Genomic DNA, 25065 nt, shown 5'->3' with positions numbered 1-25065 from the left:
GGCGGTGTGCTGCTGCCGTTCTTCGCCTTCATGACGTTCCTCATCGCCGTCCCCACCGGCGTGAAGTTCTTCAACTGGATCGGCACCATGTGGAACGGCTCGCTGAGCTTCGAAACACCCATGCTCTGGGCCTTCGGTTTTCTGATCACGTTCGTCTTCGGCGGCCTGACCGGCGTCATGCTCGCCTCACCGCCGCTGGACTTCCCGACGTCCGACACGTATTTCGTCGTCGCCCACTTCCACTACGTCATCTTCGGCACGGTCGTCTTCGCGATGTTCTCGGGATTTCATTTCTGGTGGCCGAAGTTCACCGGCAGGATGCTGGACGAGCGCCTCGGCAAGATGACCTTCTGGACTCTCTTCATCGGTTTTCACGGCACGTTCCTGGTCCAGCACTGGCTGGGTGTGAACGGAATGCAGCGCCGGATCCCCGACTATCTGGCGGTGGAAGGGCTGACGCCCCTCAACACGCTGTCGACGGTGTTCTCGTTCGTGCTCGGGCTGTCCCTGCTGCCGTTCTTCTACAACATCTGGAAGACGGCGAAATACGGGGAGAAGGTCGAGACCGACGACCCGTGGGGGTATGGCCGCTCCCTGGAGTGGGCGACGTCCTGCCCACCACCACGCCACAACTTCCTCGTCCTGCCGCGGATCCGTTCCGAATCCCCGGCGTTCGACCTGCATCACGCCCCTGCGCCGGAGAGGGAGTTGACCACTCTGTGAGCCTCACGGACAAGTTCGTGAACGACGTCGAGGGGCATCTGCTGCTCGCCGCGACCCGCGAGGAAGGCCGTACGGCCGCCGCGCGTTTCAGCGCGCCACTGCACTGGCTGACGGACGCACAACGGGAAGAGGTGGAGCGGCGGTTCGAGGCGGAGTACCTCGCACTCGCCCGCGCCTCCTGGCAGCACACGGCGGCGCGTGCCGGGAGTCTGCGGGACGAGTACGAGGCGACCTACCTCGGTCTGCGACGCCGTCTGCTGTCCGGCTGGCTGCTGACCTGCGCCTCGGCTTTCGGCGTCCTTGCCCTGTGCCTGGGCCCGGTCCTGCGCTAGCTCACCGTCCACTTCTGGTTGCCCTGGCCGTTGCACGTCCAGAGCACCAGCTTGGTGCCGTTGGCCGTGGCCGCGCCGTACGCGTCGAGGCAGAGTCCGGCGTTCACGTTGGTGATCGTGCCGTCGCTGTTGAGGTTCCACTTCTGGTTGGTCTGGCCGTTGCAGTCCCAGATGACGACGCGGGTGCCGTTGGTGGTGCCGCGGTTGTAGGCGTCCAGGCACTTGTTGCCGTAGACCACCAGCTCCTTGCGGGTGCTGTTGTACTGCCACACCTGGTTCTGGCCGCCGTTGCAATCCCACAGCTGGGCGTCGGTGCCGTTGACGATGGTGTTGTCGTTGATGTCCGCGCACCGGCCGGACCCGGTACCGGTGATCAGCGTGCCGTTCTTGCCGGGCAGTGGCCGGACGACGATGCCTTCGAGGGTCGGGGCGCTGGAGAAGGCGATCGTGTTGGCGTTGCCCTTGGCCAGGGAGACGTTGACGGAGATGTTGCCGGGGCCGGCGCCGGTAGGCGGGAAGGAGACCTTGGTGGGGGTCTGGCCGTTGACGGTGAGCGTGGCCGTGCGCGCCGTCGTCGTGTTGTTGGTGTAGGAGACCTCGACCGTCTTCAGACCGGCGCTTGCGGCGACCACGCCGGAGAAGGTCGACGTGCCGTTGTAGGTGCTCGCCGTCTGCTCGGTGCCGCCGGTGATGGTGAGTATCACGGAACCGCCCGCCGGGACGCTGGTGGTGTAACTCGTGCCGGTGGTGGCGACGTTCTGGCGGGCCCACAGGTCACGGACGGTCGCGGTCGCGTTCGTCAGGCCGAGGTCGGACCAGCGGACGGTCATGTTCTGGGTGGTCGACGTGCGGTTGAGGAGGACGACGGCACGGTTGCCGCTGCCGGCCAGGACCTTGCCGTACACCTGGAGACCGGTGGTGTCCTCGGCGACCTTCACGCCCTGGAGGCCGCGCGGGTCCTGGTCGACGGCGATGACCTCGGGGTTCTTGAGGATGTTCGCCGTCTCGGTGGTCAGGGTGGTGAGGTCGAGGCCGGTGAGGAGCGGGGCGCCGGAGATCGCCCACAGGTTCATGTGGCTGCGGTTCTGGGCGGCGGTCAGGCCCGTCATCCCGACGACCATCATGTCCGGGTCGTTGTAGTAGCCGGTGTGCTGGGCCGTGGGGTGGATGTTCCGGTCGAAGTTGGTCAGCACCTCGCTGTACGACGGGGTGTTGCCGTGGAAGAAGATGTCCGTGTTCGTCCGCCACATCGGGCCCATGCCCGGCGCCCAGTTCCACGGGTTCTGCCTGCCCCAGTTGCACAGGGAGAGGGCGAGCGGGCGGCCGGTGGTCGCGGTCGCCTTGGTCACGGCGTCGCTGATCGCCTGGTAGGTCGTCTTCGGGTCGAGGCTCTCGGCGTCACCGCCGCACCAGTCGACCTTCACGAAGTCGAAGCCCCACCGCGAGAACTGGAGCATGTCCTGCTCGTAGTGTCCCTCACTGCCCGAGCCGGGCGCAGCGGGGCGGCCGGTGGGGAAGTAGTAGCCGCAGCCGTCCTTTCCGGCGTCGGTGTAGATGCCGGCCTTGAGGCCCTTGCTGTGGATGTAGTCCGCGATGGCCTTCATGCCGCCCGGCCACTCCGTCTCGTCGACGGTGATGTTGCCGGCGCTGTCGCGGGTGCCCTGCCACCAGCCCTCGTCGATGTTGACGTACTCGTAGCCGGCCTCGGGCAGCCCCGCCGCCACGAACGCGTCGACCTGCCGCTTGATGACGTTGTAGTCGACCTTCGCCGCGAAGGCGTTCCAGGACGCCCAGCCCATGGGCGCGGCGGGCACCGGTATCTGACGGGTCGTCGTCGCCGCCAGAGCCGGTGCGGATCCGGCGAACAGCAGGGCGGCCGACGCGGCGAGCAGCAGGGCCAGGACACGTGCGACCGCGGATCTGCAGCGGCGTACGAGAGGCATGCGGGGCGGGGAGTACATACGGCTCCTAAGTGCGGAGGAACACTCAGCTGGTTCGTGATTTCGAACGCAATTCGGAAACCCGAACATGTGGCGCTGAAAGTAGAGCCACGAGGGGGTGAAGTCAACGGCCGGGACGGCCTTGAAGTCGCCCTTTTCCTCGAACCGTTGGAGCACGGAGCAGTCCTCGCCGCCATACTGGCCGATGTGCGTGTAGCGATCATGACGGCGGGCTCCCGGGGTGACGTGGCACCCTACACCGGTCTCGGGCACGCCCTCTCCGTGGCCGGACACGATGTCACCCTGGTCACGCACAGCCGCTTCGAGCGGCTGGTCGCGGGGTCGGGCGTACGCTTCCACTCGCTGCCCGTGGATCCACGGGCGGAGCTGGAGTCCGAGCGCGGGCAGAGTCTGCACCGGAGCACGACCGGCGTCGGCAAGCTCGTGCGCGTGGTCGCGATGGCGCGGGCCCTGGCCGGTCGGATGACGGACGACATGCTGACGGCGGCCCGGGACAGTGACGTCCTGCTCCTGGCAGCCTCCACCGCACCGCTGGGGCAGGCCATCGCCGAGGGCCTCGCCCTGCCCGGCATCGAGCTCCCTCTCCAACCGCTCGCTCCCACCCGGGAGTTCGGGCCGCCGATGCTCGGAGGCCGCTCCTGGGGAAGCCTCGGCAACCGCGTCGCCGGGCACGGCGTGAACCTGGCCATCGAACGCGTCTTCTCGGCGGCCGTACCGGAGGTGCGGACGAGGCTCGGGCTTTCGCGCCGCGCAGTGCCGGGCGCACGAAGGGGCCGCGTGCTCCACGGTTTCAGCCCCCTGGTGGTGCCCCGGCCGCGCGACTGGCGGCCGGACCTGGAGGTCGCCGGGTACTGGTGGCCGTACGACGGCGAGGCGCAACTCCCGTCCGAGCTACGGGACTTCCTGGACGCGGGCCCGCCGCCGGTCTTCGTGGGCCTCGGCAGCGCGACCGTGCCCGATCCTGCGGGGCTGAGCGCCGAGGTCGTGGGCGCCCTGCGCCGGGCCGGGATGCGCGGGGTGATCCAGCGGGGCTGGGGCGGCCTCGAGGCCACCGGGGACGACGTCCTGACCGTCGACGACGTACCGCACTCCCTGCTGTTCCCGCGGATGGCCGCCGTGGTTCACCACTGCGGTGCGGGCACGACCGCGGCCGGGCTGCGCGCCGGGGTGCCCGCCGTTCCCGTGCCGGTCCAGTTCGACGAGGGGTTCTGGGCCGCTCGCCTGGTCGCGCTCGGCGTGGCGCCCGGGGCCGTGCCACTGCGGACGTTCACCGCCGAGGCGCTGGCGGCGGCCCTGCGGCAGGCGACCGCCGACCCGTCCTACCGCCGTCGTGCCCGAGCTCTGGCCGACGGGCTGCGCGCCGAGGACGGTGTGGCTCCCGTGCTCGACGCGGTGAACCGGCTCACCTGAATCGCCGTTCAGCTTCGTTCAGCGCGTGTTCAGCCAGCGGGTCGCATCCTGGAACCGCAGGTCGGACCGCACGACAGGGCGGGCACCGCACCGCGCGGCACAGGGAGTGGACATGAAGCGCAAGGGCAAGTGGATCGTCGCAGGCGTGATCTCGGCCGCGCTCGTCGGCGGCGGCACCTCACTCGCCGTGGCCACGGCCGGTGGGGACGACTCCGAGCCGCCCATCACGGGCAGCGCGCTCCAGAGGGCGAGCGCGGCGGCGCTGGAACACACCAGTGGCGGCAGGGTCACGGACACCGAGGCCGGTGACGAGGACGCGTACTACGAGGTCGAGGTGACGCTCGACAACGGCAAGCGGACCGACGTCCACCTCGACAAGGACTTCAAGGTCGTCGGCAGCTCGGCCGACAGCGGCGAGCACGACACGAACGGCGACGACTGACCCCGGCGGTCCCCGCCCCGCCGTCAGGGGGCGAGGCGCGGGTCCGCCGGCTGGAGGATGCCGAGGAGGAGGCGGACGAGTTCGTCGACGACCTCGTCGAGGGTCGCGTCCACCCACCCCGCGCTCCAGTCGTGCAGCAGCCCGTTGACGCTGCCGATGAACGCGGTCACGGCGAGGCGGTAGTCGCGGGGTGCCGCCTCCCCGCGGGCGACGGCGGCCGCCACCTCGGCGCAGACGAGGTCGATCCACTGGGCGCGGCGGGCGAGGCGCTGCTCCTCCAGGCGCGGGCTGACGCCGACGATCTCGACGAAGGTGATGCGGATGCGGCGCGGGTCGGCGGTGACGTTGGCGGCGTAGGCGCGGAAGATCGCGGTGGCGCGTTCGGCGAGCGGGAGGTCGGCCGCGTCGGCTGCCACGGCCAGGACGGCTTCCTGCGCCCACCCGTTGACCTGGAGGTGCAGGGCGGCCAGGACGTCCTCCAGGGTCCGGAACTCCTCGTAGAACTGACGGGTCGACAGGCCTGCGGCCTCGCTCAGCGCCGCGACGGTCGTGCCCCGGTAGCCGGGGCTGTCACCGAAGAGCTGGAGTGCCGCGTCCAGGAAGCGGCGACGCCGCTCGGCCTGTCGTTCCTCGGCCGACTTGCCGCCGTAGCGACCGGTGGGCGCCTTGAGCCTGCCCGCCACGCTGTCCTCCCGCCACCTCGCCGACCCGACGGCCAATTTTGTCGTGTCCGCGGTCTTGTGGAGAAGGGCCCCCCTTCCTTACTTTGCAGTAAGTTGATTCTGAAAGCGCTTGTGTTCAGATTCGCCACTCTGCTTTTGGCATGCCCCACTCATGACGCCCACCTCAGAGGAAGGGAGCAGTCATGCCTGCCATCAGACCCAGGCACCTGTTCTCCGCAGCCGCCGCCCTCGCCCTGACGGTGACCGCCCCCGCGACGACAGCCACAGCAGCCGACTCCTCCGCCGCCGCGCTGCGCGAGGTGCTGTTCGTCGGCAACAACTGGGACGGCACCGCCGAAGTCATCAAGTCCTCCGGCGACTTCGCGAAGATCGGCCGCGTCAATGTCATCCCGGACAAGGACGAGCGGATGGCGGAGATCAACGCCGATCCGATCAAGTGGATCTACTTCATGGCGATCCGCAACAGCGTCGGCGAGGGCCACGACCAGTTCGTCGACGACATGTACTCCACACCCGACGGCACGTCGATGGTCGTCTCCCGGCCGAGCTTCGCCGACGTGGTGTCCATCGACCTGAGCACGGGTGACATCAACTGGCGCTTCCCCGTGTCCGGTTACCGCGCCGACCACATGGCGGTCTCCCCAGACGGCAAGCGGGTCGCGGTGTCGGCCTCGACGTCCAACACCGTGCATGTGCTGGACATCGTCACGGGCAAGGAACTGGGCAAGTTCGCGACCGGCGACAAGCCGCACGAGAACATCTTCACCCAGGACGGCAAGTACATCTACAACATGGCGATCGGCGACGTGAACACGCAGACCGACGCCCCCTGGCTGGACTGGACGAAGGGCGACCGGCGTATCACCGTCGTCGACGCGACGACGTACCGGCAGGTCAAGGTCATCGACATGCGCCAGCGCCTGGACGCGATCGGTCTGACGGACTACTCCGACGCGGTCCGGCCCGCCGTGTTCTCGCCGGACGAGTCGAAGCTGTACTTCCAGGTGTCGTTCTTCAACGGCTTCTTCGAGTACGACCTGGCCACCGACAAGATCACCCGCACGAAGACCCTGCCGAAGAACCCGGCGACCAGCGACGACCGCACCACCTTCGTCAACGACTCGCGCCACCACGGCCTTTCCATGAGCCCCGACGGCAGCAAGCTGTGCGTCGCGGGCACGATGGACGACTACGCCACCGTCGTCAACCGCAGCACCCTCCAGGAGGGCCCGCTCGTCACCGCCTCCAAGCCCTACTGGGCCACGGTCAGCGGTGACGGCAAGTCCTGCGTGGTCTCCGAGAGCGGCACCGACCAGGTCACGGCGATCGACTTCGCCACGGGCAAGAAGACGGTGTCGGTCCCGGTCGGCGACCACCCGCAGCGGGTCAGGCTCGCCCATGTACCGGCCAACTGGACGAGTCCCTCGGCCGGTTGATCGGACCGCCCAGTCAGCCCAGGGCCTTGAGCACGGCTCCCGCACCGTCCTCGGTCGCCATCCGCCGCACGGCGACCGAGGAGAAGCGGTAGTTACCCGGCGTTCCGGGCGGCCCAAGCAGCCAGCTCGGACTTGGCGGCGTTCAGTAGAGCGGCCGACGGGGCGCTCGCCCCGTTCGTCACCAGCGCGTAGTGCAGGACCCCGGCGTCCGAGTCGGTCAGCAGCAGGCGGCGGCTGCCCGTGCCGCCCGGTTCGGCGGCCACGCCGATCGGGGTCGTCGAGGTGTACGCCGCAGGCGCGTACGCCGTGCCCAGGTCGGAGACGACGGTCGTGGAGGCGGTCGGGAAGGACGCCGGAAGGTGCAGTTCGGTCGGTGCCGTGCCACTGTTCGAGCGCCACAGCAGCAGCCCGTACTGGCCCGATCCCACCAGCTGCGCGACGTTCGGCAGCGAGCTGGGCACCGGGTTCCAGGTCAGGGTCGTCGAGCCGTCGCGGGAGCGGTCCTCGTAGGTGAAGGCGACCGTCGTGCCGGAGGTGGCGCTCGGGTAGATCCGGTCCAGCAGCCGGGCGTCCTGCCGCAGCACCGGCGTGCCCGAGTCGTCCAGGCGTACGGCGGACAGGTCCTCGCCGTTCCAGGCGTCGCCGTCGGTCTGCACCTTGTCCGGGTTGTCGTTCATCAGCTCGTGGTGGCGGCCGTTGTAGATGTCCCACTGCCACTGGGAGCCCGACAGGACGGGACCGGAGCCCGCCGGGTTCGACCACCAACTCGCGCCCTTCACGCGGGAGTCGAGGGCCTGGTACATCGCCTTGTAGACCGTCGGAGCCTTGTCGGAGACGGCTCCGGTGAGCGGATGCCCGAACTCGCTGACGATCGCGGTCGTCCCGGTGGCCGAGGCGCGGTCGCGGACGGTCCCGAAGTCGCCGACGTACTGTCCGTCGGCCGCCTTGCCCCACATGAAGACGCCGGAGATGGCCTTCTGGTCGTAGAAGTGGGTGTTGAAGACGTAGCGCGGGCCGAGCGTACCGGCGTCCAGCAGTCCGCCCTCCTGCTTCTGGAAGTCGAGGTTGGCGTTCCAGAAGAGGTTCGGCTCGACGAAGGCCGGTTTGGCCTGCCAGCCCGCCGCGTCCATGCGGGCGCGGAACTTGACGTAGAACGGCCACAGCACGTCCTTCTCCCACGCCCGGCTGGTCTGGCCGGAGTCGTAGCTGCCCGCGTGCGGCTCGTTCCACGGGTCGAACCCGACGACGCCCGTGAACTGGGCGGCCGTGAGGTTCTGCTTGACGTACGTCATCGTCTTCTGGGCGGTATCGAGGAAGGCGTCCTGGAGGCCGTACTCGTTGTGCCAGAAGTCGTACGTCGACTGCTTGACGGCTTCGTTCGAGGTGATGTTCTGGCCCCAGAACGGGCAGATGCCGCAGTATTCGTCGGGGTAGTCACCGAGGTCGACGGCCCACTTGGGGGCGCCGTCGCCGGTGTACCAGCTGTCCGGATCGAACAGCCAGCGGGAGTAGAGGTCCTGGTGGAAGTCGGGGTACACGCGGATCCCGGCGTCCAGGAACGCGCGCATCTGGTCGGTGGCCTTCGCCAGGTAGGCGGTGTCGACCTGGCCGCGCACGGGCTCCGCGTAGGCCCAGGAGAGCAGGAAACGCACCGAGTTGCCGCCGCCCAGCGCGCGCAGCGCGGTCGCGGACTTCTTCGCGTCGGCGGTCGACGCGAAGGGCAGGCCGTTGTTCTCCTTCAGTTTCGTCTCGCCTGAGACGTTGTAGCCGCGTAGCACGACCTCGCGGCCGTCGCCGTCGACGAAGCGGCCGTTCTGCACGGTGAGCGGTGTTTCGTCGAACCAGAGGGAGTCGGGGAGGGTGGCGGCGGTGGCGGGAGTGGGGCCCGCCACCGTCAGGGATCCGAAGAGGACGACCAGGACAACCAGGAAACGCGTCCGAATGTTCGGCATTCCACTACCGTCGGGTGATATCAGGACACAGTCAACACCCCTGACTCCTGAGTAAGTTCCGTCTCGGCCGGCTCAGTTGCCCACCCTGCGCGTCAGGTTCAACAGGTACTCCTTCCGGTTCAGCGGGTTCAGGTCGGTGCGCCGGCGTTCCGGAACCGTGCCGCGCGGGGCGGGCGCGTAGTGGTCGAAGGCGCTCTCCAGCTCGCCCTCGCCGCGCGTCAGCCCCGGCAGTTGCTGCTCCAGTTCATGCACGTGGGCCGCGGGCACCGAGCCCTCCAGCGCGCAGGACGTACCGCGTGTCTCCGTGGTCTGCGGCACCGCACGCAGCCTGGACAGCACCGGCAGCAGAGCCGCCAGGGTGTCGGTCGGGGCCTCGATGCGGAAGCGGTGCAGGGGCTCGTGGACCTGGGTCCCCGCCCGGCGCAGGGCCTCGATCAGGACCAGCGGGGTCAGACCGCGGAAGTCGTAGCCGGTGCTGGACATGCTCTTGTCGAAGCCCTGGTGGGCGTGGCTCTGCCGGGGCGAGTAGCCGGAGTGGGTCATGGTGACCGTGCAGTCGGGGATCTGCCAGCCGTGCAGCCCCTGGCCGAGGGTCTCCCGGACGGTGTCCTCGACGGCCTTGAAGAAGGCGTACGGCATGGAGCCCAGCTCCACCTCCAGACGGAACTCCACGCCCGAGCCGGGCGGCGCGGCGTCGACGCGCAGGCCGACCGTGGCGAGGAACGGGTTCGCGTCCTTCTTGTTGAACTCGACCGCCGCGCCCGAGCCGACCGGCCGCTCGATGCACAGCGGTGTCGTCTCGCGGAACGTGACGTGGACGCCGAACTCGTCGGCGAGCGTGGCCTGAATGACCTCCTTCTGCACCTCGCCGTAGAGGGAGACGAAGGTCTCCTGCCGTACCTCGTCGTGGCGCAGGTCGATCAGCGGGTCCTGCTCGGCGAGCCGCGTGAGGGCACGGTGCAGGGCCCGCCGGTCCGCGCCGTCGGCCGGGACGACGACCGTTTCGAGCGTGGGCGGCGCGAAGAAGTGCCCGTACGCCTTGCGGGGTTCGCCGAGCGCGTCGCCGATCCTGATGTCGGCCAGACCCCAGAGCTTGGCGATCCGGCCCGCCGTGACCAGGTCGTCCCTGACGTCCGCGCCCTGGTCGAAGACGCTGATCGCGGTGACTCTGCCCTCGGTGCGGGTTTCACCGTCGGCGGGGGTTTCACCGTTGACGCGGGTTTCGCCGTCTGTGCGGCTGTCACCCTCTGTGCGGGCCTCGCCGAAGGGGATCCGGTCGCGGGTGCGCAGCGTGCCGGAGAACATCCGCGCGTACGCGACCTTCTCCCCCGCCGGTCCCCGCTCCACCTTGAAGACGGTGCCCGAGACCGGCCCGTCGGGGTCGCCGCCCGCGGCGGGCAGCAGCTCTCTGATGCCGTCGATCAGCGCGCCGACGCCTGCGCCCGTGATGGCGGAGCCGGCGTAGACGGGGTGGACCAGAGCCTGCCGGGTCTGGTCGGCAAGGGCGGCGCTCAGGCGGTCGTACGAGACCGTGTCCTCGATGTACGCCGCGAGCAGCTCGTCGTCGTGGTCGGCGAGGACGTCGAGGGCCGCCGGTGCGAGGCCGGGGACGAAGCGGGCGTCGCGGGTGCCGGGGGCGTCGGTCGTCCCCATCGGTACGACGGCCGCCGTGAGCCGTTCGGAGATCGCGCGCAGGACGGCGTCGTAGCGCGCCCCGCGGCGGTCGATCTTGTTGACGAAGACGAGCGTGGGGATGCGCAGCCGCTGCAGCGTGCGCATCAGGACCCGCGTCTGGGGCTGCACGCCCTCGACGGCGGAGACGACCAGCACGGCCCCGTCGAGCACGCCGAGCACCCGCTCCACCTCGGCGATGAAGTCCGGGTGGCCGGGGGTGTCGATGAGATTGACCGTCACGTCGTCCAGCGCGAAGGAGACGACGGCGGACTTGATGGTGATGCCGCGCTGCCGCTCCAGCGCGAGGGAATCGGTCTGCGTGTTCCCGGCGTCGACGCTGCCGATCTCGTCGATCACGCCGGCCGAGTGCAGCAGGCGCTCGGTCAGGCTGGTCTTACCTGCGTCGACATGGGCGAGGATCCCGAGGTTGAGCAAGTGCACGAAGCGTCATGTCCTTCGATGAGGGGGTCGTTCCTTCCTGGGGGGACATGAACGCAGTGCGCATCGCTGCTCCTCTGTGCGTGACGAGACGTGAACCCGTGCAGTGCAGCAGGACCGACCCCGCGCGGGCAATGGATTAACGCTCAACGAACCGTGCCGCAGCACTCGCCGCCTCCCCGGTGCCGCCATAGAGTGACGTACATCACGCCCGGCCGATGTTTCCCTCTCTCATCCACCCGATCGGCCTCTGGAGGGCACATGACCCACATCTCGGTGAAGGTGGACGGCACGACCTACGAGGACGACGTGGAGCCCCGTCTCCTCCTGATCCACTACCTGCGCGACCGCCTCGGTCTGACCGGCACCCCGATCGGCTGTGACACCTCGAACTGCGGGGCGTGCACGGTCGAGCTGGACGGCACCGCCGTCAAGAGCTGCACCGTCCTCGCCGTCCAGGCGGACGGCAGCGAGGTGACCACCGTCCAAGGGCTGGCCCGGGACGGGGAACTGACCGCCCTGCAGCGGGCCTTCCACGAGAAGCACGCGCTGCAGTGCGGCTACTGCACCCCGGGCATGATCATGGCGGCGCGCGATCTGCTGCGCGAGCACCCGCATCCCACGCCGGACGAGGTACGGCACGGCCTGGAGGGCAACATCTGCCGCTGCACCGGCTACCAGAACATCGTGCGGGCCGTGCTGGCCGTCTCCGAGGAGGAGGTGAGGGCATGAGCGAGACCGTCGAACGCGAGGTCGGCCGCGCCCGGCCCCGCAAGGAGGACGCGCGCCTGATCACCGGGCAGACCACCTGGACCGACAACATCAGCGTCAACGGTCTGCTGCATCTCGCGATCCTGCGCAGCCCGATGGCCCACGCCCGCATCGACCGCGTCGACGTCTCGGCGGCCCTCGAACTGCCAGGCGTGATCGCCGCGTTCAGCGGACGCGACGTCGCGCAGGAGATGGGCTCGCTGCCGTGTGCCTGGCCCGTCGCCGAGGACACCGTGGTGCCGGACCACCCGCCGATCGCCGTCGACGAGGTGCGCTACGCCGGTGACCCGGTGGCGGTCGTGGTGGCCCGCGACCGGTACACGGCCGCCGACGCGCTGGAGGCCGTCGAGGTCGAGTACAGCCCGCTGCCCCCCGTGCTGGACATCGAGGGAGCACTGACCGACGGCACCCCGCTGGTCCACTCCGACAAGGGCACTAACCGCTGCTACGACTACCACGCGACCAGCGGCGACTACGAGGCCGCCAAGGCCCAGGCCGACGTCGTCCTGTCCCGCCGCTACCACCAGCAGCGCCTCATCCCGACGGCGATGGAGCCGCGTGCCGTCGTGGTCACCCCGCTCGCCGCGTCCGGCGAGTTCACCGTCTACTCGTCCACCCAGATCCCGCACGTCCTGCGGGTGCTGCTTGCCGTCACCACCGGCATCCCCGAGCAGAAGCTCCGCGTCGTCGCCCCCGACGTGGGCGGCGGTTTCGGCTCCAAGCTCCAGGTGTACGGCGAGGAAGTGATCACCCTCGTCCTGGCCAAGCGCCTGGGCCGGCCCCTGAAGTGGACCGAGACCCGCTCCGAGGCCCACGTCGCCACCCACCACGGCCGCAGCCAGGTCCAGGACATCGAGATCGCCGCCCGCCGCGACGGCACCCTGCTGGGCCTGAAGGTGTCGCTCATGGCCGACATGGGCGCGTATCTGATGCTGCTCAGCCCGGGCATCCCGATCCTCGGCGCCTCCATGTACCCGGCGATCTACAAGATGGGCGCCTACGACTTCTCCTGCACCGGCGTCTTCACCAACCGCACCCCGATCGACGCCTACCGCGGCGCCGGCCGCCCGGAGGCGACCTTCGCGATCGAGCGGATCATGGACGATCTGGCGGCGGAGCTCGGCATGGACCCCGTCGACCTGCGGCGCCACAACTGGATCCGGCACGAGGAGTTCCCGTACACCACGATCGCCGGGCTCACCTACGACAGCGGGAACTACGAGGCCGCCACCGACAAGGCCCTCGCCCTGTTCGACTACGACAAGCTGCGCGCCGAGCAGGCGGACCGCGTCGACCACGACGACACCGTACGGCTCGGCCTCGGCGTCTCCACGTACACCGAGATGTGCGGCCTCGCGCCGAGCCGCTGGCTGGGCGAGATGCGCTATGCGGCCGGCGGCTGGGAGGCGGCGAGCATCCGGGTGCTGCCCACCGGCAAGGTCGAGGTCGTCACCGGCACCAGCCCGCACGGCCAGGGCCATGTGACGTCCTGGAGCCAGATCGCCGCCGACGTCCTGGGGGTGCCGTTCGAGGACGTCGAGGTGATGCACGGGGACACCAGGCTGGCGGTGCACGGCATGGACACCTACGGCTCACGCTCCCTCGTCATCGGCGGCGTCGCCGTCCACGAAGCGGCCCGCAAGGTGGTCGACAAGGCCCGCAAGGTCGCCGCGCACCTGCTGGAGGCCAACGAGGCGGACCTCGACTTCGCCGACGGCACGTTCTCCGTCAAGGGCTCCCCCGAGGCGCGCAAGACCATCCAGGAGGTGGCGTTCGCGACCTTCGCCTCGCACGACCTGCCCGACGGCATGGAGCCGTCGATCAACGCCGAGCACGTCCTCGACCCCGACACGTTCTCGTTCCCGCACGGCACCCACCTGTGCGCGGTCGAGGTCGACACCGAGACGGGCGCCGTGCACATCCGGTCGTACGTGTGCGTCGACGACGTCGGCAAGGTGATCAACCCGCTCATCGTCGAGGGCCAGCTGCACGGCGGCATCGCCCAGGGCATCGCGCAGGCGCTGTACGAGGAGGCCGTCTACGACGAGGAGGGCAACCTGGTCACCGGCACGCTGGCCGACTACCTGGTGCCGGGCGCCCCTGACCTGCCCGAGTTCGTCTCCGACCGCACCGAGACACCGGCCACCTCCAACCCGCTGGGCGTCAAGGGGGTCGGTGAGGCGGGCACGATCGCCTCGACGCCGGCCGTGGTCAACGCGGTCGTGGACGCCCTGCGGCCCTTCGGTGTGCAGGACATGCGGATGCCGTGCACACCCGAGCGGGTCTGGCAGGCCCTTCGGTCCGCTCCGTCCGGGAAGGAGGCGTCGGCATGATTCCCCCCGCATTCGACTACGCCCGCCCCAGCAGCGTCGACGAGGCGGTGCGCACGCTCGCCGACGGGGGCGAGGACGCGAAGGTGCTGGCCGGCGGGCAGAGCCTGCTGCCGCTGATGAGGCTGCGGCTGGCCTTCCCGGAGCTGGTCGTGGACGTCAACCGGATCCCCGAGCTGCGCGGCGTCCGCGAGGACGGCGACACACTGGTCATCGGCGCGATGACCACGCACCACGACGTCATCGTCGATCCGCTGGTCCGGCGGCACGCGGGACTGCTGGCGGCCGCCACCTCCACGGTCGCGGACCCGGCGGTACGGCATCGCGGCACCCTCGGCGGGTCGCTCGCGCACGCCGACCCGGCCGGGGACCTGCCCGCGGTGGTGCTGGTGCTGGACGGTGAGCTGGTGGCCCAGGGGCCCCGGGGGCGGCGCACGATCCCGGCGCGGGAGTTCTTCGTCGACTATCTCCAGTCCGCGCTGGCCACCGACGAGCTGCTGGTCGAGGTCCGCATCCCGAAGGCGGACGGCTGGGGCTTCCGCTACGAGAAGTTCCACCGGATCGCGCAGGCCTGGCCGATCGTCGGCGTGGCCGCGCTGGTGCGGCGCGACGACGGGCACATCGCCGAGGCCAGGGTCGGGCTGACCAACATGGGCACCACACCCTTGCGGGCTCCGGCCACCGAGGCGGCGCTGTCCGGGGCCGGGGATCCGGTCGCCGTCGCGCAGGCCGCTCAGGACGCGGCACAGGACGCCCGGCCGGCGCAGGACGCCTCGGCCTCGCCCGAGTACCGGGCGCATCTGGCGCGGGTCCTCACCAAGCGGGCGGTACTGGCCGCCGCCGGAATGGGGTGAGCGCCGATCACGTCGATGAACGGCCCGGAGGAGGTGCGGGCCCGCCTGGCGGAGACGGGGTACCTCGTCGACGACGGGTTGGCCGTCGCCTGCTTCCTGGCCCTGAGGCTGCACCGGCCGCTGTTCTGCGAGGGCGACGCGGGCGTCGGCAAGACCGCGCTCGCGTCGGCCCTCGCAGAAGCCCTCGGCGCCCCGCTGATCCGGCTCCAGTGCCACGAGGGCATCGACGCCTCGCAGGCCCTGTACGACTGGGACTTCCCGCGCCAGCTGCTGCATCTGCGGGCCGCCGAGGCGGCCGGGGTGACCGATGCCGCCCGGCTGGAGGACGAGTTGTACGACCGGCGCTTCCTCGTCGCCCGGCCGCTGCTCAGGGCGCTGGAGACGCATCCCTCGGTGCTGCTGGTCGACGAGATCGACCGGGCCGACGACGAGTTCGAGGCGTTCCTGCTGGAGCTGCTGTCGGAGTTCTCGGTGACGATCCCGGAGCTGGGCACGCTGCGGGCCGAGGTGCCTCCGGTGGTCGTGCTGACGTCCAACCGCACACGCGAGGTGCACGACGCGCTGAAGCGCCGCTGCCTCTACCACTGGTTCGACCATCCGGACTTCGCCCGCGAACTGGCCATCGTCCGGCGGCGGTTGCCGGAGGTGTCGGCGCGGCTGGCGGAGCAGGTGACGGCACTGGTGCAGGCGCTGCGCGCGCAGGATCTGCTGAAGCCGCCGGGCGTCGCCGAGACGATCGACTGGGCCGAGGCCCTGGACACGCTGGGCGCGACCGAGGTGGACGCCGAGCTGGCGGTGGCGACGCTGGGCTCGGTGCTGAAGTACCGGGAGGACGCGGAGCGGGCCCGGGGTCTGGACTTCGCGGCGGTGCTCGCGGCCCGGGGTGCGTGAGCGGCATGGGCGGTGCGGGACGTGAGGTACGGGACGGGCGGCGAGCCCCGCTGGACGCGAGCGACCCGCCGGGCGCGGACATCCGCACCCCCGCCTCGCCCGCCGCGGACGCCGTGCTCCTCGGCTTCGCGCGGGCCCTGCGCGCGGCGGGCGTCGGTGCGAGTGCCGAGCGGGTGCACGCGTTCCTGTCCGCGGTGGACGTACTGCGGCCGGGCATACGGGCGGACGTGTACTGGGCGGGCCGGCTGACGCTGTGCGGGGAGCGGGATGATCTCGAGCGGTACGACCGGGTGTTCGCGGCGTACTTCGGGGGTGCCGGTGAATCCGCCCGGCGGCCGGTGACCGCCCCTCCCCCGCCCCGACTGCGGCTGGTCGTACAGGACACGCTCAGTGGGCCCCGTACCCGGACAGGGGACGAACCGGAAGCCCCGCCCGCACCGTCCCTCGCCAGTTCCTCCGAAGTGCTGCGGCACCGCGATTTCGCCGGGCTGAGCGGCGCCGAGCGGGCGCAGGTGCGCCGGCTGCTGGCCGCGTTCGCGCTGCGCGGCGAGACCCGGCGGTCCGCACGGCGGCGGCCGGCCCGGCGCGGGGAGGTCGATCCGCACCGGACCGTGCGCGAGCTCCTGCGGCGCGGCGGGGAGCCCGCGCGGCTGCGCCGGCACGCGCGGGCCGAGCGGCCACGGAGGGTCGTGCTGCTGGTGGACGTGAGCGGCTCCATGGCGCCTTACGCGGACGCGCTGCTGCGCTTCGCGCACGCGGCCGCCCGCGCCGGGCACACGGAGGTGTTCACGATCGGCACGCGGCTGACCCGGGTGACGCGGGAACTGTCGCACCGCGACCCGGACCTGGCGATGGCGGCGGTCGCCTCGGCGGTGCCGGACTGGCGCGGGGGTACCCGGCTCGGTGAGCTGCTGCGCGCCTTCCTGGACCGCTGGGGACAGCGGGGCATGACGCGCGGTGCCCTCGTGGTCGTGCTGTCCGACGGCTGGGAGCGGGGCGATCCGGAGCTGCTCGCGGCCCAGATGCGCCGCCTGCACCGCCTGGCACACCGGGTCATCTGGTCCAACCCGCGCAAGGCACGCCCCGGATACGCGCCGCTCGCGGCCGGGATGGCGGCGGCGCTGCCGAGCGTGGACGCGTTCGTCGAGGGACACAGCCTGGCCGCGCTGGAGCGGCTGGCGGCGGCGGTGAGAGGAGCGGACGATGCGTGACGTTCTGCCGGTGCTGAACGGCTGGTACACGGCCGGGGTGCCGTTCGGGCTCGCCACGGTGGTCGCCACGAGCCGCAGCGCCCCGCGCGACCCCGGCGCCGCGATGGCCGTCGGCCCGGACGACGAGGTCGTGGGCAGTGTGTCGGGCGGCTGTGTAGAGGGGGCGGTGTTCGAGCTCGCCCAGGAGGTGGTGGCGAGCGGGGAGGCACGCCTTGAGACCTTCGGGTACAGCGACGAGGACGCGTTCGCGGTGGGGCTCACCTGCGGCGGCGAGATCACCCTGCTGGTGCGGCCGGTGACGCCGGAGAGCGATCCGGCGTTCGGGGAGGTCGCGGAGTCGGTCGCCGCGGGCCGCCCGGTCACGGTGGCGACGGTGACCGACGGGCCCGCTCCGCGCGGGGCGACCCTCGCCGTGTGGCCGGACCGGGTCGCCGGCACGCTCGGCGCGCCCGGCCTGGACGTGGCGGTCACCGCCGACGCACGCGGCGAACTCGCCCTCGGCGCCACGGGCCTCAGACACTACGGCCCGCACGGTGAGCGCCGCGAGGACGCGGTCACCGTCTTCCTGCACTCGTTCGCACCACCGCCCCGCATGCTGGTGTTCGGCGCGATCGACTACGCGGCCGCGGTCGCCCGTATCGGCGACTTCCTCGGCTACCGGGTCACGGTGTGCGACGCCCGCCCCGTCTTCGCCACGCCGAAACGCTTCCCCGAGGGCGTGGAGGTGGTCGTGGACTGGCCGCACCGCTACCTGAACGGCACCGACACCGACGAGCGCACCGTGATCTGCGTGCTCACCCACGACCCGAAGTTCGATTTGCCCTTGCTCGAGGAGGCACTGCGGCGCCCGGCGGCGTACATCGGGGCGATGGGCAGCCGCCGTACGCACGACGACCGGATGAAGCGGCTGGTCGAAGCCGGGCTGGGCGAGGGCGAGTTGGCCCGGCTGCGCTCTCCGGTCGGGCTGGACCTCGGGGCGCGGACGCCCGAGGAGGTCGCCGTGTCCGTCGCCGCGGAGATCGTCGCGCTGCGGTGGGGTGGCACGGGCGCCCCGTTGACGGCCACGGCGGGCGCGATCCATTCATCGTCGTAGCAGCCGGTTGGAGGAAGTCATGGAGCTGCACCACGAGTTCACCGTCCCGGTCCCGGTCGACGAGGCCTGGCGCGCGCTCCTCGACATCGAGCGCGTCGCGCCCTGCATGCCCGGGGCGACCGTCGAGGAGTACGACGGCAAGACCGTGACCGGCGCGGTGAAGGTCAAGGTGGGCCCGATCACCGTGACGTACAAGGGCACCGCGGTCTTCGAGGAGCAGGACGAGACGGCGCACCGCATGGTGCTGATCGCGAGCGGCCGGGAGACGCGCGGGCAGGGCACCGCACGGGCCACGGTGACCGGCACGCTCGGCGAGGGCGACGGCGGTACGGCGGTGTCGGTGCACACCGATCTGACCGTGACCGGGCGCCCGGCGCAGTTCGGGCGCGGGGTGATGGCCGAGGTGGGCGACCGGCTGGTCGGGCAGTTCGCCACGTGTCTGTCGGAGCGGCTGGCCGAGCCCGCCGGCACTGCGACCGCTGCCGAAGGGCAGCCGCAGGAGCCGCTCGACCTGTTCCGCACGGCCGGGGTGCCGGTGGCGAAGCGCGCCGCGGTGGCGGGGGCGGTGGTGGGCCTGGTGCTGGTGATGGTGCGCATACGGCGGTGGCGGCGTGCCCTCCGTGCGTGATCAAGGCGACGATCGCCCAGGAACCACCACCAAGGGCTTGATCCCGGAGGAATGGCTCGAATCCGGGGTGTAGGCCGCGCACGAAGGGGTAGTCGCGCCACAACGGAGGCCTACGTGGCCCCCAACCTCACGTCGAAGTGGGAAGGAGGTCCGTGTCAGCGCATCACTCGCAGCGCCCGGGCCGCTTCCCTGCGTATGGAGCGGCCCGGACTTTGTTGCGGCGCATCCCCTGAACCGGTGCCTGGCGCGGCGGCAGCCGGTGAAGATCCACGTCCGTGAGACGGCCCTCGTCCACGGTGGCGGTCATGTAGGTGCAGTGGGGCTGGCGGCGGCGGTCGGTCGGCGAGCCGGGGTTGAGCAGGCGCAGACCTGAGGACGCGGTGGTGTCCCAGGGGATGTGGCTGTGGCCGAAAACCAGGACGTCCAGATCCGGGAAGCGGGCGGCGCAGCGCGCCTCACGGCCCTGGGCGGGGCCGGTCTCATGGACCACGCCGAAACGCAGGCCGCCGAGTTCGACGTAGGCCACCTCGGGGAGCCGGGCGCGCAGATCCGGTCCGTCGTTGTTGCCGTACACGCCGACGAGCCGGGCGCAGCGGCGCTCCAGCAGGTCGAGCGTGGCCGCGTCGACCCAGTCCCCGGCGTGGAACACGACGTCGGCGCGCGGGAGTTCGGCGAGGAGCCGGGCGGGCAGTTCCTTGGCGCGTTTGGGCAGGTGGGTGTCGCTCATTAACAGCAGGCGCACCTTGTCAGGCTACCCGCGTGAGAGGACTTCGTCCGAGGTCGGCCGGGTGTGGGTGACAGTGTCGGCCGGGCGCGGGGTCCGTGGTTGAGCGGTGGACAAAACCGGTGACGTGGTTAGGATTTGGCCACGAGCGCCGTAATCTGACGCAAACGCACAGCGACCCCTAGGGGGCTCGGACCCGGATGCCGGTCAAGGTCAGCGTCGTCGTCCCCGTGTACAACCCCGGGGTCTATATCGAGGACTGCATCGAGTCACTGCTCGGACAGTCGCTGCCCCCGGACGAGTACGAAGTGATCTTCGTCGACGACGGTTCCACCGACGACACGCCGGCCCGGCTCGACGCGCTCGCCGCCACGGATTCCCGGGTGACCGTCGTCCACCAGGAGAACTCCGGCTGGTCCGGCAAGCCCCGCAATGTCGGCATCGCCGCCTCCCGCGGCGAGTACGTGATGTTCGTGGACAACGACGACCATCTCGGCGACGAGGCCCTCGAGCGGATGTACGACTACGGTGTGGCCAACGCCGCCGACGTCGTGGTCGGCAAGATGGCCGGCAAGGGCCGTGCGGTGCCGGTGGAGCTGTTCCGCCGCAACCACCCGCGGGCCACCGTCGAGAACGCTCCGCTGATCGACAGTCTCACCCCGCACAAGATGTTCCGCCGTGCCTTCCTCGACGACATCGGCCTGCGCTTCCCCGAGGGCAGACGCCGGCTGGAGGACCACGTCTTCGTCACGGAGGCGTATCTGCGCGCGGACAACGTCTCCGTACTCAGCGACTACGTCTGCTACTACCACGTCCGGCGGGACGACTCCTCGAACGCCGGCTTCCAGCGCTTCGACCCGGGCGGCTACTTCAAGAACCTCCGCGAGGCCCTGGACGTCGTCGAGCGGTACACCGAGCCGGGCCCGCTGCGTGACCGGCTCTTCCGGCGGTGGCTGCGGGTCGAGATGGTCGAGCGGATGCGCGGGCGGCGTTTCCTCGCGATGCCGGCGGACTGGCGCCGGGGACTGTTCGAGGAGATCCACCAGGTAGTCGTGGAGCGCTTCGGACCCGGCGTCGCGGCCGGCCTCCAGCCGACACAGCAGGTCGTCGCCGCCCTGATCAGGGCGGGCCGGTACGACGACGTCGAGGCCTTCGCCGAGTGGGAGGCCGGCATCGCCCTCACGGCCGTCCCCGAGCGCGTGGCCTGGGAGGACGGCAGGCTGCGGGTCGGTTTCTCCACCGAGTACACGTCCGCCGGTGAACCGATGACCTTCGCCGCCGACCCGGCCCGCACCCCGCCGGCCGGCCCGCCCGAGGACCTGACCGCGGCCCTCGCCTGGGTCGGCGCCGACACCGTCGCCCGGTTCGGCCAGGCCACCGCGGACCTGCTGCTGCGCGAGCGCGCCAGCGGCGCCCAGTACTTCCAGCAGGTGGAATTCACCCGGGAGGAGATCCCGGAACCCGGCGACGACGGCCGCGTCCGCCTGCTCCTGCGCGCGACCGCCGCCGTGGACCCCGCCACCCTCACCGGCGACGGCCTGTGGGACGCCTACGTCCGCGTCAAGCTGGGCGGCTGGACCAAGGAATGCCGCCTCGGCCCCGCACCGCGAGAGAACCGCCCCGCGCCGTACGCCGGTGTGGTCGCCGGCCACGTGGTCCTGCCGTACTGGACCGCACCGCACGCGAGCCTCGCCCTGGACGTCGACCGAGCGACCCACCGCGTCGGCCTGGGCACCCTCGCTCTGGACGACGTCTCGGTCTCGGACGACCGTCTGCGCGCACCGCTCCCCCTCCACGTCCCCGACGCCGGCGCCGAACTGCCCCTCCGCCTCACCTCCTCCGGCACCACCCACGAGGTGCCGGCCAGGCTGTCCCCGCACGGGTCCGGGGCACTGCTGGAGTCGGTGCTCCCCCTCGGTGAGCTGAGAAGAGCGACCTGGCGGGCAGCACTCGGCACGTCCGGGCCGCGCTTCCTCACGCTGCCGTTCGCCCTGCGGGCCGGGGCCGGCGGAATGCGAGTCATACGGGCTCCCCGCGCCGGTGCCCTACGACGGTTCGTCCGCAGGGCAAGGCGGCGGCTCGGCACGACCCTGGGCCGAACGGCGACCCGGCTCCGGACCCGGGCCGCCCGGGCCCGCAGGAGGTGACGGCGTGCGATCCCTCGGCATCGAAGGCGCCTGGGCGCTGGAGCCCAAGGTCTTCCCGGACGACCGGGGCACCTTCCACGAGTGGTACCGCGCCGCGGAGTTCCGCGAGACCACCGGCTACGACCTGACCCTGGCACAGGCCAACTGCTCGGTCTCCCGCCGGGGCGTACTCCGCGGCGTCCACTTCTCCGACGTGCCGCCCGGCCAGGCCAAGTACGTCACGTGCGTGCGCGGCGCCGTCCTCGACGTCGTGATCGACATCCGCGTCGGCTCCCCCACGTTCGGCCAATGGGAGGCGCTGCGCCTGGACGACACCGACCACCACGCCGTGTTCCTCGCGGAGGGCCTCGGCCACGCCTTCATGGCGCTCACCGACGACGCGACGGTGGTCTACCTGTGTTCGACGGGCTACGCACCGGAGCGCGAACACGGGGTGCACGCTCTGGATCCCGACCTGGCCATCGCCTGGCCGGCGCACATCACGCCCGTACTGTCACCCAAGGACGCGCAGGCACCGTCACTGGCACAGGCGCGAGAGGCGGGCCTGCTCCCGTCGTACGAGACCTGCACGGCCCATTACGACCAGTTGCGCACGGGACGTCTGAAGCACGACTGACGACAACTTCCTGGGGGCGCCGGGAACTGCGCGACCAGCCACGATGGCGCGGCAGACACACGACGGCAGATCCCGGCACTACGGATGGCCACCCACCACCCCCTCAACCGCCTTCCGCAGCGGCTCCCACCCCCGAGACCGCCCGACCCCCAACCTGCGAGCTCGCGCCAACGGCCGCCAGAAACCCGCCGCGAGCAACACCTCCGGCGCCACCGCCCCCGCCCGGTCCAGAATCATCTCCGGCACCTTCTGCGGATCGGGCACCTCATACTCGGCCACGATCTCGTCGTACCGATCACGCAGCACCGTACTGCGAGGATCCGCGCCGAACACCACGAGCTGCCCGGTCGGCTGCGTGTCGACGAGCACGGTCACCAGGTCAGGGCGATAACGCCCCAGGATCTCGGCGATCTTGTACACGTCCCCGGTCCACGCCCCGGTATGCCGGTCCCGCGCCGCCTCGTCGACGTTCCGCGGCAGCATGTCGTCGAAGACGATCACGCTGGTCCAGTCGGAGTGCCGCTCGATGTTCATGAAGTCCCGCAACGCGTACTCGAACAGATGCATCCCGTCGATGAACGACAGGTCGAGGACGGTACGCCGCCAGTACCCGAGCGGACTGCGCCCCCGTCGCAGATTCCGCAACGGATGACGTCCGCCCTTGAGATGGATCAGCGGATTGTCACGGGCGAAGAAGTCGTCGCTGGTGGCCTTGACGAGATGGACGTCGCAGCGGATCTCCGTGACGACCTTGAAGGCGGGGTCGACGGCGATGGTGGGGACGCGGGAGAGTCTGAGGCTGCGGCCGTCGTTGACGCCGATCTCCAGGTAGTTGCGGTTGCCGCTGACCTTGTGCAGCTCCTTGAGGAACTCATGGCGTTTCACGAAGGGTCTCCTTGCGGATCCGGGGCAGTGCTTCGTGCAGGGCGGTGCGCCAGTCGCGCGGTGGCGCGAGGCCGAGCCGCTGCAGGCGGCCGTACGCGAGGACGCTGTACGCGGGGCGGGGTGCGGGCCGGGGGAAGGCCTCGCTGGTGACGGGGCGCACCCGGTCGGGGTCGGCGCCGAGCAGGCGGAACACCTCGCGGGCCAGGTCGTACCAGGTGGCCTCGCCGGAGTTGGTGGCGTGCAGGACGCCGGTCGCGTGGGCGCCGACGCGCGGGCCGAGGTCGGCGATCGTCGCGGCGACGTCGGCGGTCCAGGTGGGGCGGCCGCGCTGGTCGTCGACTACGTCGACGGTGTCGCGGCTCGCCTCCAGGCCGATCATCGTGCGGACGAAGCTGCGGCCGTGGACGCCGTAGAGCCAGGCGGTGCGCACGACGGTGCTCGCGGCCGGGAGTTCGTCCAGCACTCCCCGTTCGCCCGCCAGTTTGGTGCGTCCGTAGGCGGTGCGGGGGGCGGGGGGATCGTCCTCGGCGTACGGGGTGCCGGCGTCCCCGGCGAAGACGTAGTCGGTGGAGACATGGACCAGGCGCGCACCGTACGCGTCGCACGCCCGGGCAAGCAGGCGCGGACCGTCTCCGTTGACGCGCAGGGCCTGTTCCTCGTCCTGCTCCGCGTCGTCCACGTTCGTGTACGCGGCGCAGTTGACGACCACGTCCGGATGGTGTGCGGCGAGGGCGCGGTCGACGGCCCCGGGGCCGGTGATGTCGAGGGCGGCGTGGTCGAGGCCGGTCACCTGCTCGCCGCGGGCGAGGAGTTCCTCGACCGTGTCGCGGCCGAGCATGCCGCCCGCGCCGGTGACCAGCCACCTCATGCGTGCTCCTCGTCGACGCGCCGCTTGAGGGGTTCCCACCAGGCGCGGTGGTCGCGGTACCAGGCGACGGTGGCGGCGAGGCCCGACGCGAAGTCGTGGCGGGGGCGGTAGCCGAGTTCGGTGCGGGCCTTGCTCCAGTCGACGGAGTAGCGCAGGTCGTGCCCTTTACGGTCCTCGACGTGCCGCACCCGGTCCCAGCCCGCTCCGCAGGCCTCGAGCAGCAGCGCGGTGAGGTCCCGGTTGCTCAACTCGGTGCCGCCGCCGATGTTGTAGATCTCGCCGGGCCGGCCCTTGGTGCGGACGAGTTCGACGCCGTGGCAGTGGTCGTCGGCGTGCAGCCAGTCGCGGACGTTGAGGCCTTCGCCGTAGAGGGGCACCTGCTCGCCGTCGAGGACGTTGGTGATGAAGAGGGGGATGACCTTCTCGGGGAACTGGTGCGGGCCGTAGTTGTTGGAGCAGCGGGTGACACGGACGTCGAGGCCGTGAGTGCGGTGGTAGGCGAGGGCGAGCAGGTCGGAGGAGGCCTTGGAGGCGGAGTACGGCGAGCTGGGCCGCAGGGTGTCCTCCTCGGTCGCCGAGCCGGTCGCGACGGAGCCGTAGACCTCGTCCGTCGATATGTGCACGAAGGGTTCGACGCCGTGGCGCAGGGCCGCGTCCAGCAGGGTCTGGGTGCCGACCACGTTGGTGAGGACGAAGTCGTCCGCGCCCGCGATCGAGCGGTCCACATGGGATTCGGCGGCGAAGTGCACGACCTGGTCGGCCTCGGCCATCAGCTTGTCGACGAGCTCGGCGTCACGGATGTCGCCACGCACGAACTGCAGCCGGGGGTGGGCGAGTTCGAGGTTGTCCAGGGTGCCGGCGTAGGTGAGCTTGTCGAGCACCGTGATCCGCGGCGCCTCGGGCGCATCCGGTGCGTCGCGGGCGAGCAGACGGCGGACGTAGGTCGAGCCGATGAAGCCGGCGGCGCCGGTGACGAGAAGGTTCACGGGTGGATCT

Annotated in this window: 22 protein-coding genes; 14 read left to right on the top strand and 8 right to left on the bottom strand. The window is 70.9% G+C overall.

Going from position 1 to position 25065, the window contains the following annotated elements; genetic code table 11:
- Both ACZ7L6_RS31750 and ACZ7L6_RS31745 read left to right on the top strand, forming a co-directional pair.
- On the top strand, positions 1-723 hold a 723-nt coding region (locus tag ACZ7L6_RS31750; protein WP_471929851.1), incomplete at its 5' end, for a cytochrome c oxidase subunit I.
- Positions 720-1055, top strand: a complete 336-nt coding sequence (locus ACZ7L6_RS31745; RefSeq protein ID WP_471929849.1) for a hypothetical protein — start codon at positions 720-722, stop codon at positions 1053-1055. The genes ACZ7L6_RS31750 and ACZ7L6_RS31745, both read left to right, overlap by 4 nt.
- On the opposite strand, the gene ACZ7L6_RS31740 is transcribed toward ACZ7L6_RS31745, so the two are convergent.
- Positions 1052-3016: a ricin-type beta-trefoil lectin domain protein gene (locus ACZ7L6_RS31740; protein WP_471929847.1), complete on the bottom strand. Its 1965-nt coding sequence runs from the start codon at positions 3014-3016 to the stop codon at positions 1052-1054. The two genes, ACZ7L6_RS31745 and ACZ7L6_RS31740, sit on opposite strands and share 4 nt — an antisense overlap.
- Before the next feature lie 201 nt (positions 3017-3217).
- Here ACZ7L6_RS31740 and ACZ7L6_RS31735 point away from each other — a divergent pair, with 201 nt between their 5' ends.
- Both ACZ7L6_RS31735 and ACZ7L6_RS31730 read left to right on the top strand, forming a co-directional pair.
- Positions 3218-4426 carry a glycosyltransferase gene (locus ACZ7L6_RS31735; protein WP_471929871.1) on the top strand — a complete coding sequence of 403 codons (1209 nt, stop codon included), beginning with the start codon at positions 3218-3220 and terminating at the stop codon, positions 4424-4426.
- A 112-nt stretch (positions 4427-4538) separates the two neighbouring features.
- A complete protein-coding gene (locus ACZ7L6_RS31730) occupies positions 4539-4868 on the top strand; it encodes a PepSY domain-containing protein (RefSeq protein ID WP_471929845.1) in 330 nt (109 codons plus the stop codon).
- 23 nt (positions 4869-4891) lie between these two features.
- Here ACZ7L6_RS31730 and ACZ7L6_RS31725 read toward each other — a convergent pair whose 3' ends face one another.
- Positions 4892-5551, bottom strand: a complete 660-nt coding sequence (locus tag ACZ7L6_RS31725; protein WP_471929843.1) for a TetR/AcrR family transcriptional regulator — start codon at positions 5549-5551, stop codon at positions 4892-4894.
- Between the two features lie 182 nt (positions 5552-5733).
- On the opposite strand from ACZ7L6_RS31725, the gene ACZ7L6_RS31720 reads away from it, so the two are divergent.
- Positions 5734-6987, top strand: coding sequence for a YncE family protein (locus ACZ7L6_RS31720; protein ID WP_471929841.1), 1254 nt, complete (start codon positions 5734-5736; stop codon positions 6985-6987).
- Between the two features lie 92 nt (positions 6988-7079).
- Here ACZ7L6_RS31720 and ACZ7L6_RS31715 read toward each other — a convergent pair whose 3' ends face one another.
- Both ACZ7L6_RS31715 and ACZ7L6_RS31710 read right to left on the bottom strand, forming a co-directional pair.
- Entirely contained in the window at positions 7080-8939 is a 1860-nt protein-coding gene (locus ACZ7L6_RS31715) for a cellulase family glycosylhydrolase (RefSeq protein ID WP_471929839.1), read from the bottom strand.
- Between the two features lie 72 nt (positions 8940-9011).
- Complete coding sequence (locus tag ACZ7L6_RS31710; protein WP_471929837.1) at positions 9012-11054, bottom strand: GTP-binding protein; 2043 nt, start codon at positions 11052-11054, stop codon at positions 9012-9014.
- 258 nt (positions 11055-11312) lie between these two features.
- Between ACZ7L6_RS31710 and ACZ7L6_RS31705 the strand changes: the two genes are divergently transcribed.
- From ACZ7L6_RS31705 to ACZ7L6_RS31675, 7 genes are read left to right on the top strand one after another with little or no spacing between them, the layout of a single operon-like run.
- Positions 11313-11783 (top strand): (2Fe-2S)-binding protein, encoded by a 471-nt coding sequence (locus ACZ7L6_RS31705; protein WP_471929835.1) that lies wholly within the window; start codon positions 11313-11315, stop codon positions 11781-11783.
- The gene (locus ACZ7L6_RS31700; RefSeq protein ID WP_471929833.1) at positions 11780-14155 is read left to right on the top strand and encodes a xanthine dehydrogenase family protein molybdopterin-binding subunit; all 2376 of its coding nucleotides are present in this window, start codon (positions 11780-11782) and stop codon (positions 14153-14155) included. Before ACZ7L6_RS31705 ends, ACZ7L6_RS31700 begins: the two co-directional genes overlap by 4 nt.
- Positions 14152-15006 carry an FAD binding domain-containing protein gene (locus tag ACZ7L6_RS31695; RefSeq protein ID WP_471929831.1) on the top strand — a complete coding sequence of 285 codons (855 nt, stop codon included), beginning with the start codon at positions 14152-14154 and terminating at the stop codon, positions 15004-15006. The genes ACZ7L6_RS31700 and ACZ7L6_RS31695 overlap by 4 nt, the downstream gene beginning before the upstream one ends.
- Before the next feature lie 15 nt (positions 15007-15021).
- The gene (locus ACZ7L6_RS31690; protein ID WP_471929829.1) at positions 15022-15897 is read left to right on the top strand and encodes an AAA family ATPase; all 876 of its coding nucleotides are present in this window, start codon (positions 15022-15024) and stop codon (positions 15895-15897) included.
- 5 nt (positions 15898-15902) lie between these two features.
- A complete protein-coding gene (locus ACZ7L6_RS31685) occupies positions 15903-17108 on the top strand; it encodes a vWA domain-containing protein (protein WP_471929827.1) in 1206 nt (401 codons plus the stop codon).
- Positions 17101-18201 (top strand): XdhC family protein, encoded by a 1101-nt coding sequence (locus tag ACZ7L6_RS31680; protein WP_471929825.1) that lies wholly within the window; start codon positions 17101-17103, stop codon positions 18199-18201. The genes ACZ7L6_RS31685 and ACZ7L6_RS31680 overlap by 8 nt, the downstream gene beginning before the upstream one ends.
- Before the next feature lie 19 nt (positions 18202-18220).
- Positions 18221-18829: an SRPBCC family protein gene (locus ACZ7L6_RS31675; RefSeq protein WP_471929823.1), complete on the top strand. Its 609-nt coding sequence runs from the start codon at positions 18221-18223 to the stop codon at positions 18827-18829.
- 163 nt (positions 18830-18992) lie between these two features.
- Here the strand turns inward: ACZ7L6_RS31675 and ACZ7L6_RS31670 are convergent, their stop codons facing one another.
- Positions 18993-19571: a metallophosphoesterase family protein gene (locus tag ACZ7L6_RS31670; RefSeq protein ID WP_471929821.1), complete on the bottom strand. Its 579-nt coding sequence runs from the start codon at positions 19569-19571 to the stop codon at positions 18993-18995.
- A gap of 182 nt (positions 19572-19753) precedes the next feature.
- On the opposite strand from ACZ7L6_RS31670, the gene ACZ7L6_RS31665 reads away from it, so the two are divergent.
- Together ACZ7L6_RS31665 and rfbC are read left to right on the top strand one after the other, a co-directional pair.
- A complete protein-coding gene (locus ACZ7L6_RS31665; protein ID WP_471929819.1) occupies positions 19754-21700 on the top strand; it encodes a glycosyltransferase family 2 protein in 1947 nt (648 codons plus the stop codon).
- A 4-nt stretch (positions 21701-21704) separates the two neighbouring features.
- Positions 21705-22316, top strand: a complete 612-nt coding sequence (gene rfbC / locus ACZ7L6_RS31660) for a dTDP-4-dehydrorhamnose 3,5-epimerase (protein ID WP_471929817.1) — start codon at positions 21705-21707, stop codon at positions 22314-22316.
- 78 nt (positions 22317-22394) lie between these two features.
- Here rfbC and ACZ7L6_RS31655 read toward each other — a convergent pair whose 3' ends face one another.
- From ACZ7L6_RS31655 to rfbB, 3 genes are read right to left on the bottom strand one after another with little or no spacing between them, the layout of a single operon-like run.
- Positions 22395-23201: a class I SAM-dependent methyltransferase gene (locus tag ACZ7L6_RS31655; protein WP_471929815.1), complete on the bottom strand. Its 807-nt coding sequence runs from the start codon at positions 23199-23201 to the stop codon at positions 22395-22397.
- The gene (rfbD, locus tag ACZ7L6_RS31650) at positions 23188-24069 is read right to left on the bottom strand and encodes a dTDP-4-dehydrorhamnose reductase (protein ID WP_471929813.1); all 882 of its coding nucleotides are present in this window, start codon (positions 24067-24069) and stop codon (positions 23188-23190) included. Before rfbD ends, ACZ7L6_RS31655 begins: the two co-directional genes overlap by 14 nt.
- Complete coding sequence (gene rfbB / locus ACZ7L6_RS31645; protein ID WP_471929811.1) at positions 24066-25055, bottom strand: dTDP-glucose 4,6-dehydratase; 990 nt, start codon at positions 25053-25055, stop codon at positions 24066-24068. The genes rfbD and rfbB overlap by 4 nt, the downstream gene beginning before the upstream one ends.
- Positions 25056-25065: the final 10 nt, after the last annotated feature.

The sequence above is a fragment of the Streptomyces sp. NPDC107522 genome, assembly GCF_055657525.1.
Note: the sequence above shows the minus strand (reverse complement) of the source record. Positions and strands in the feature narration are given on the sequence as shown.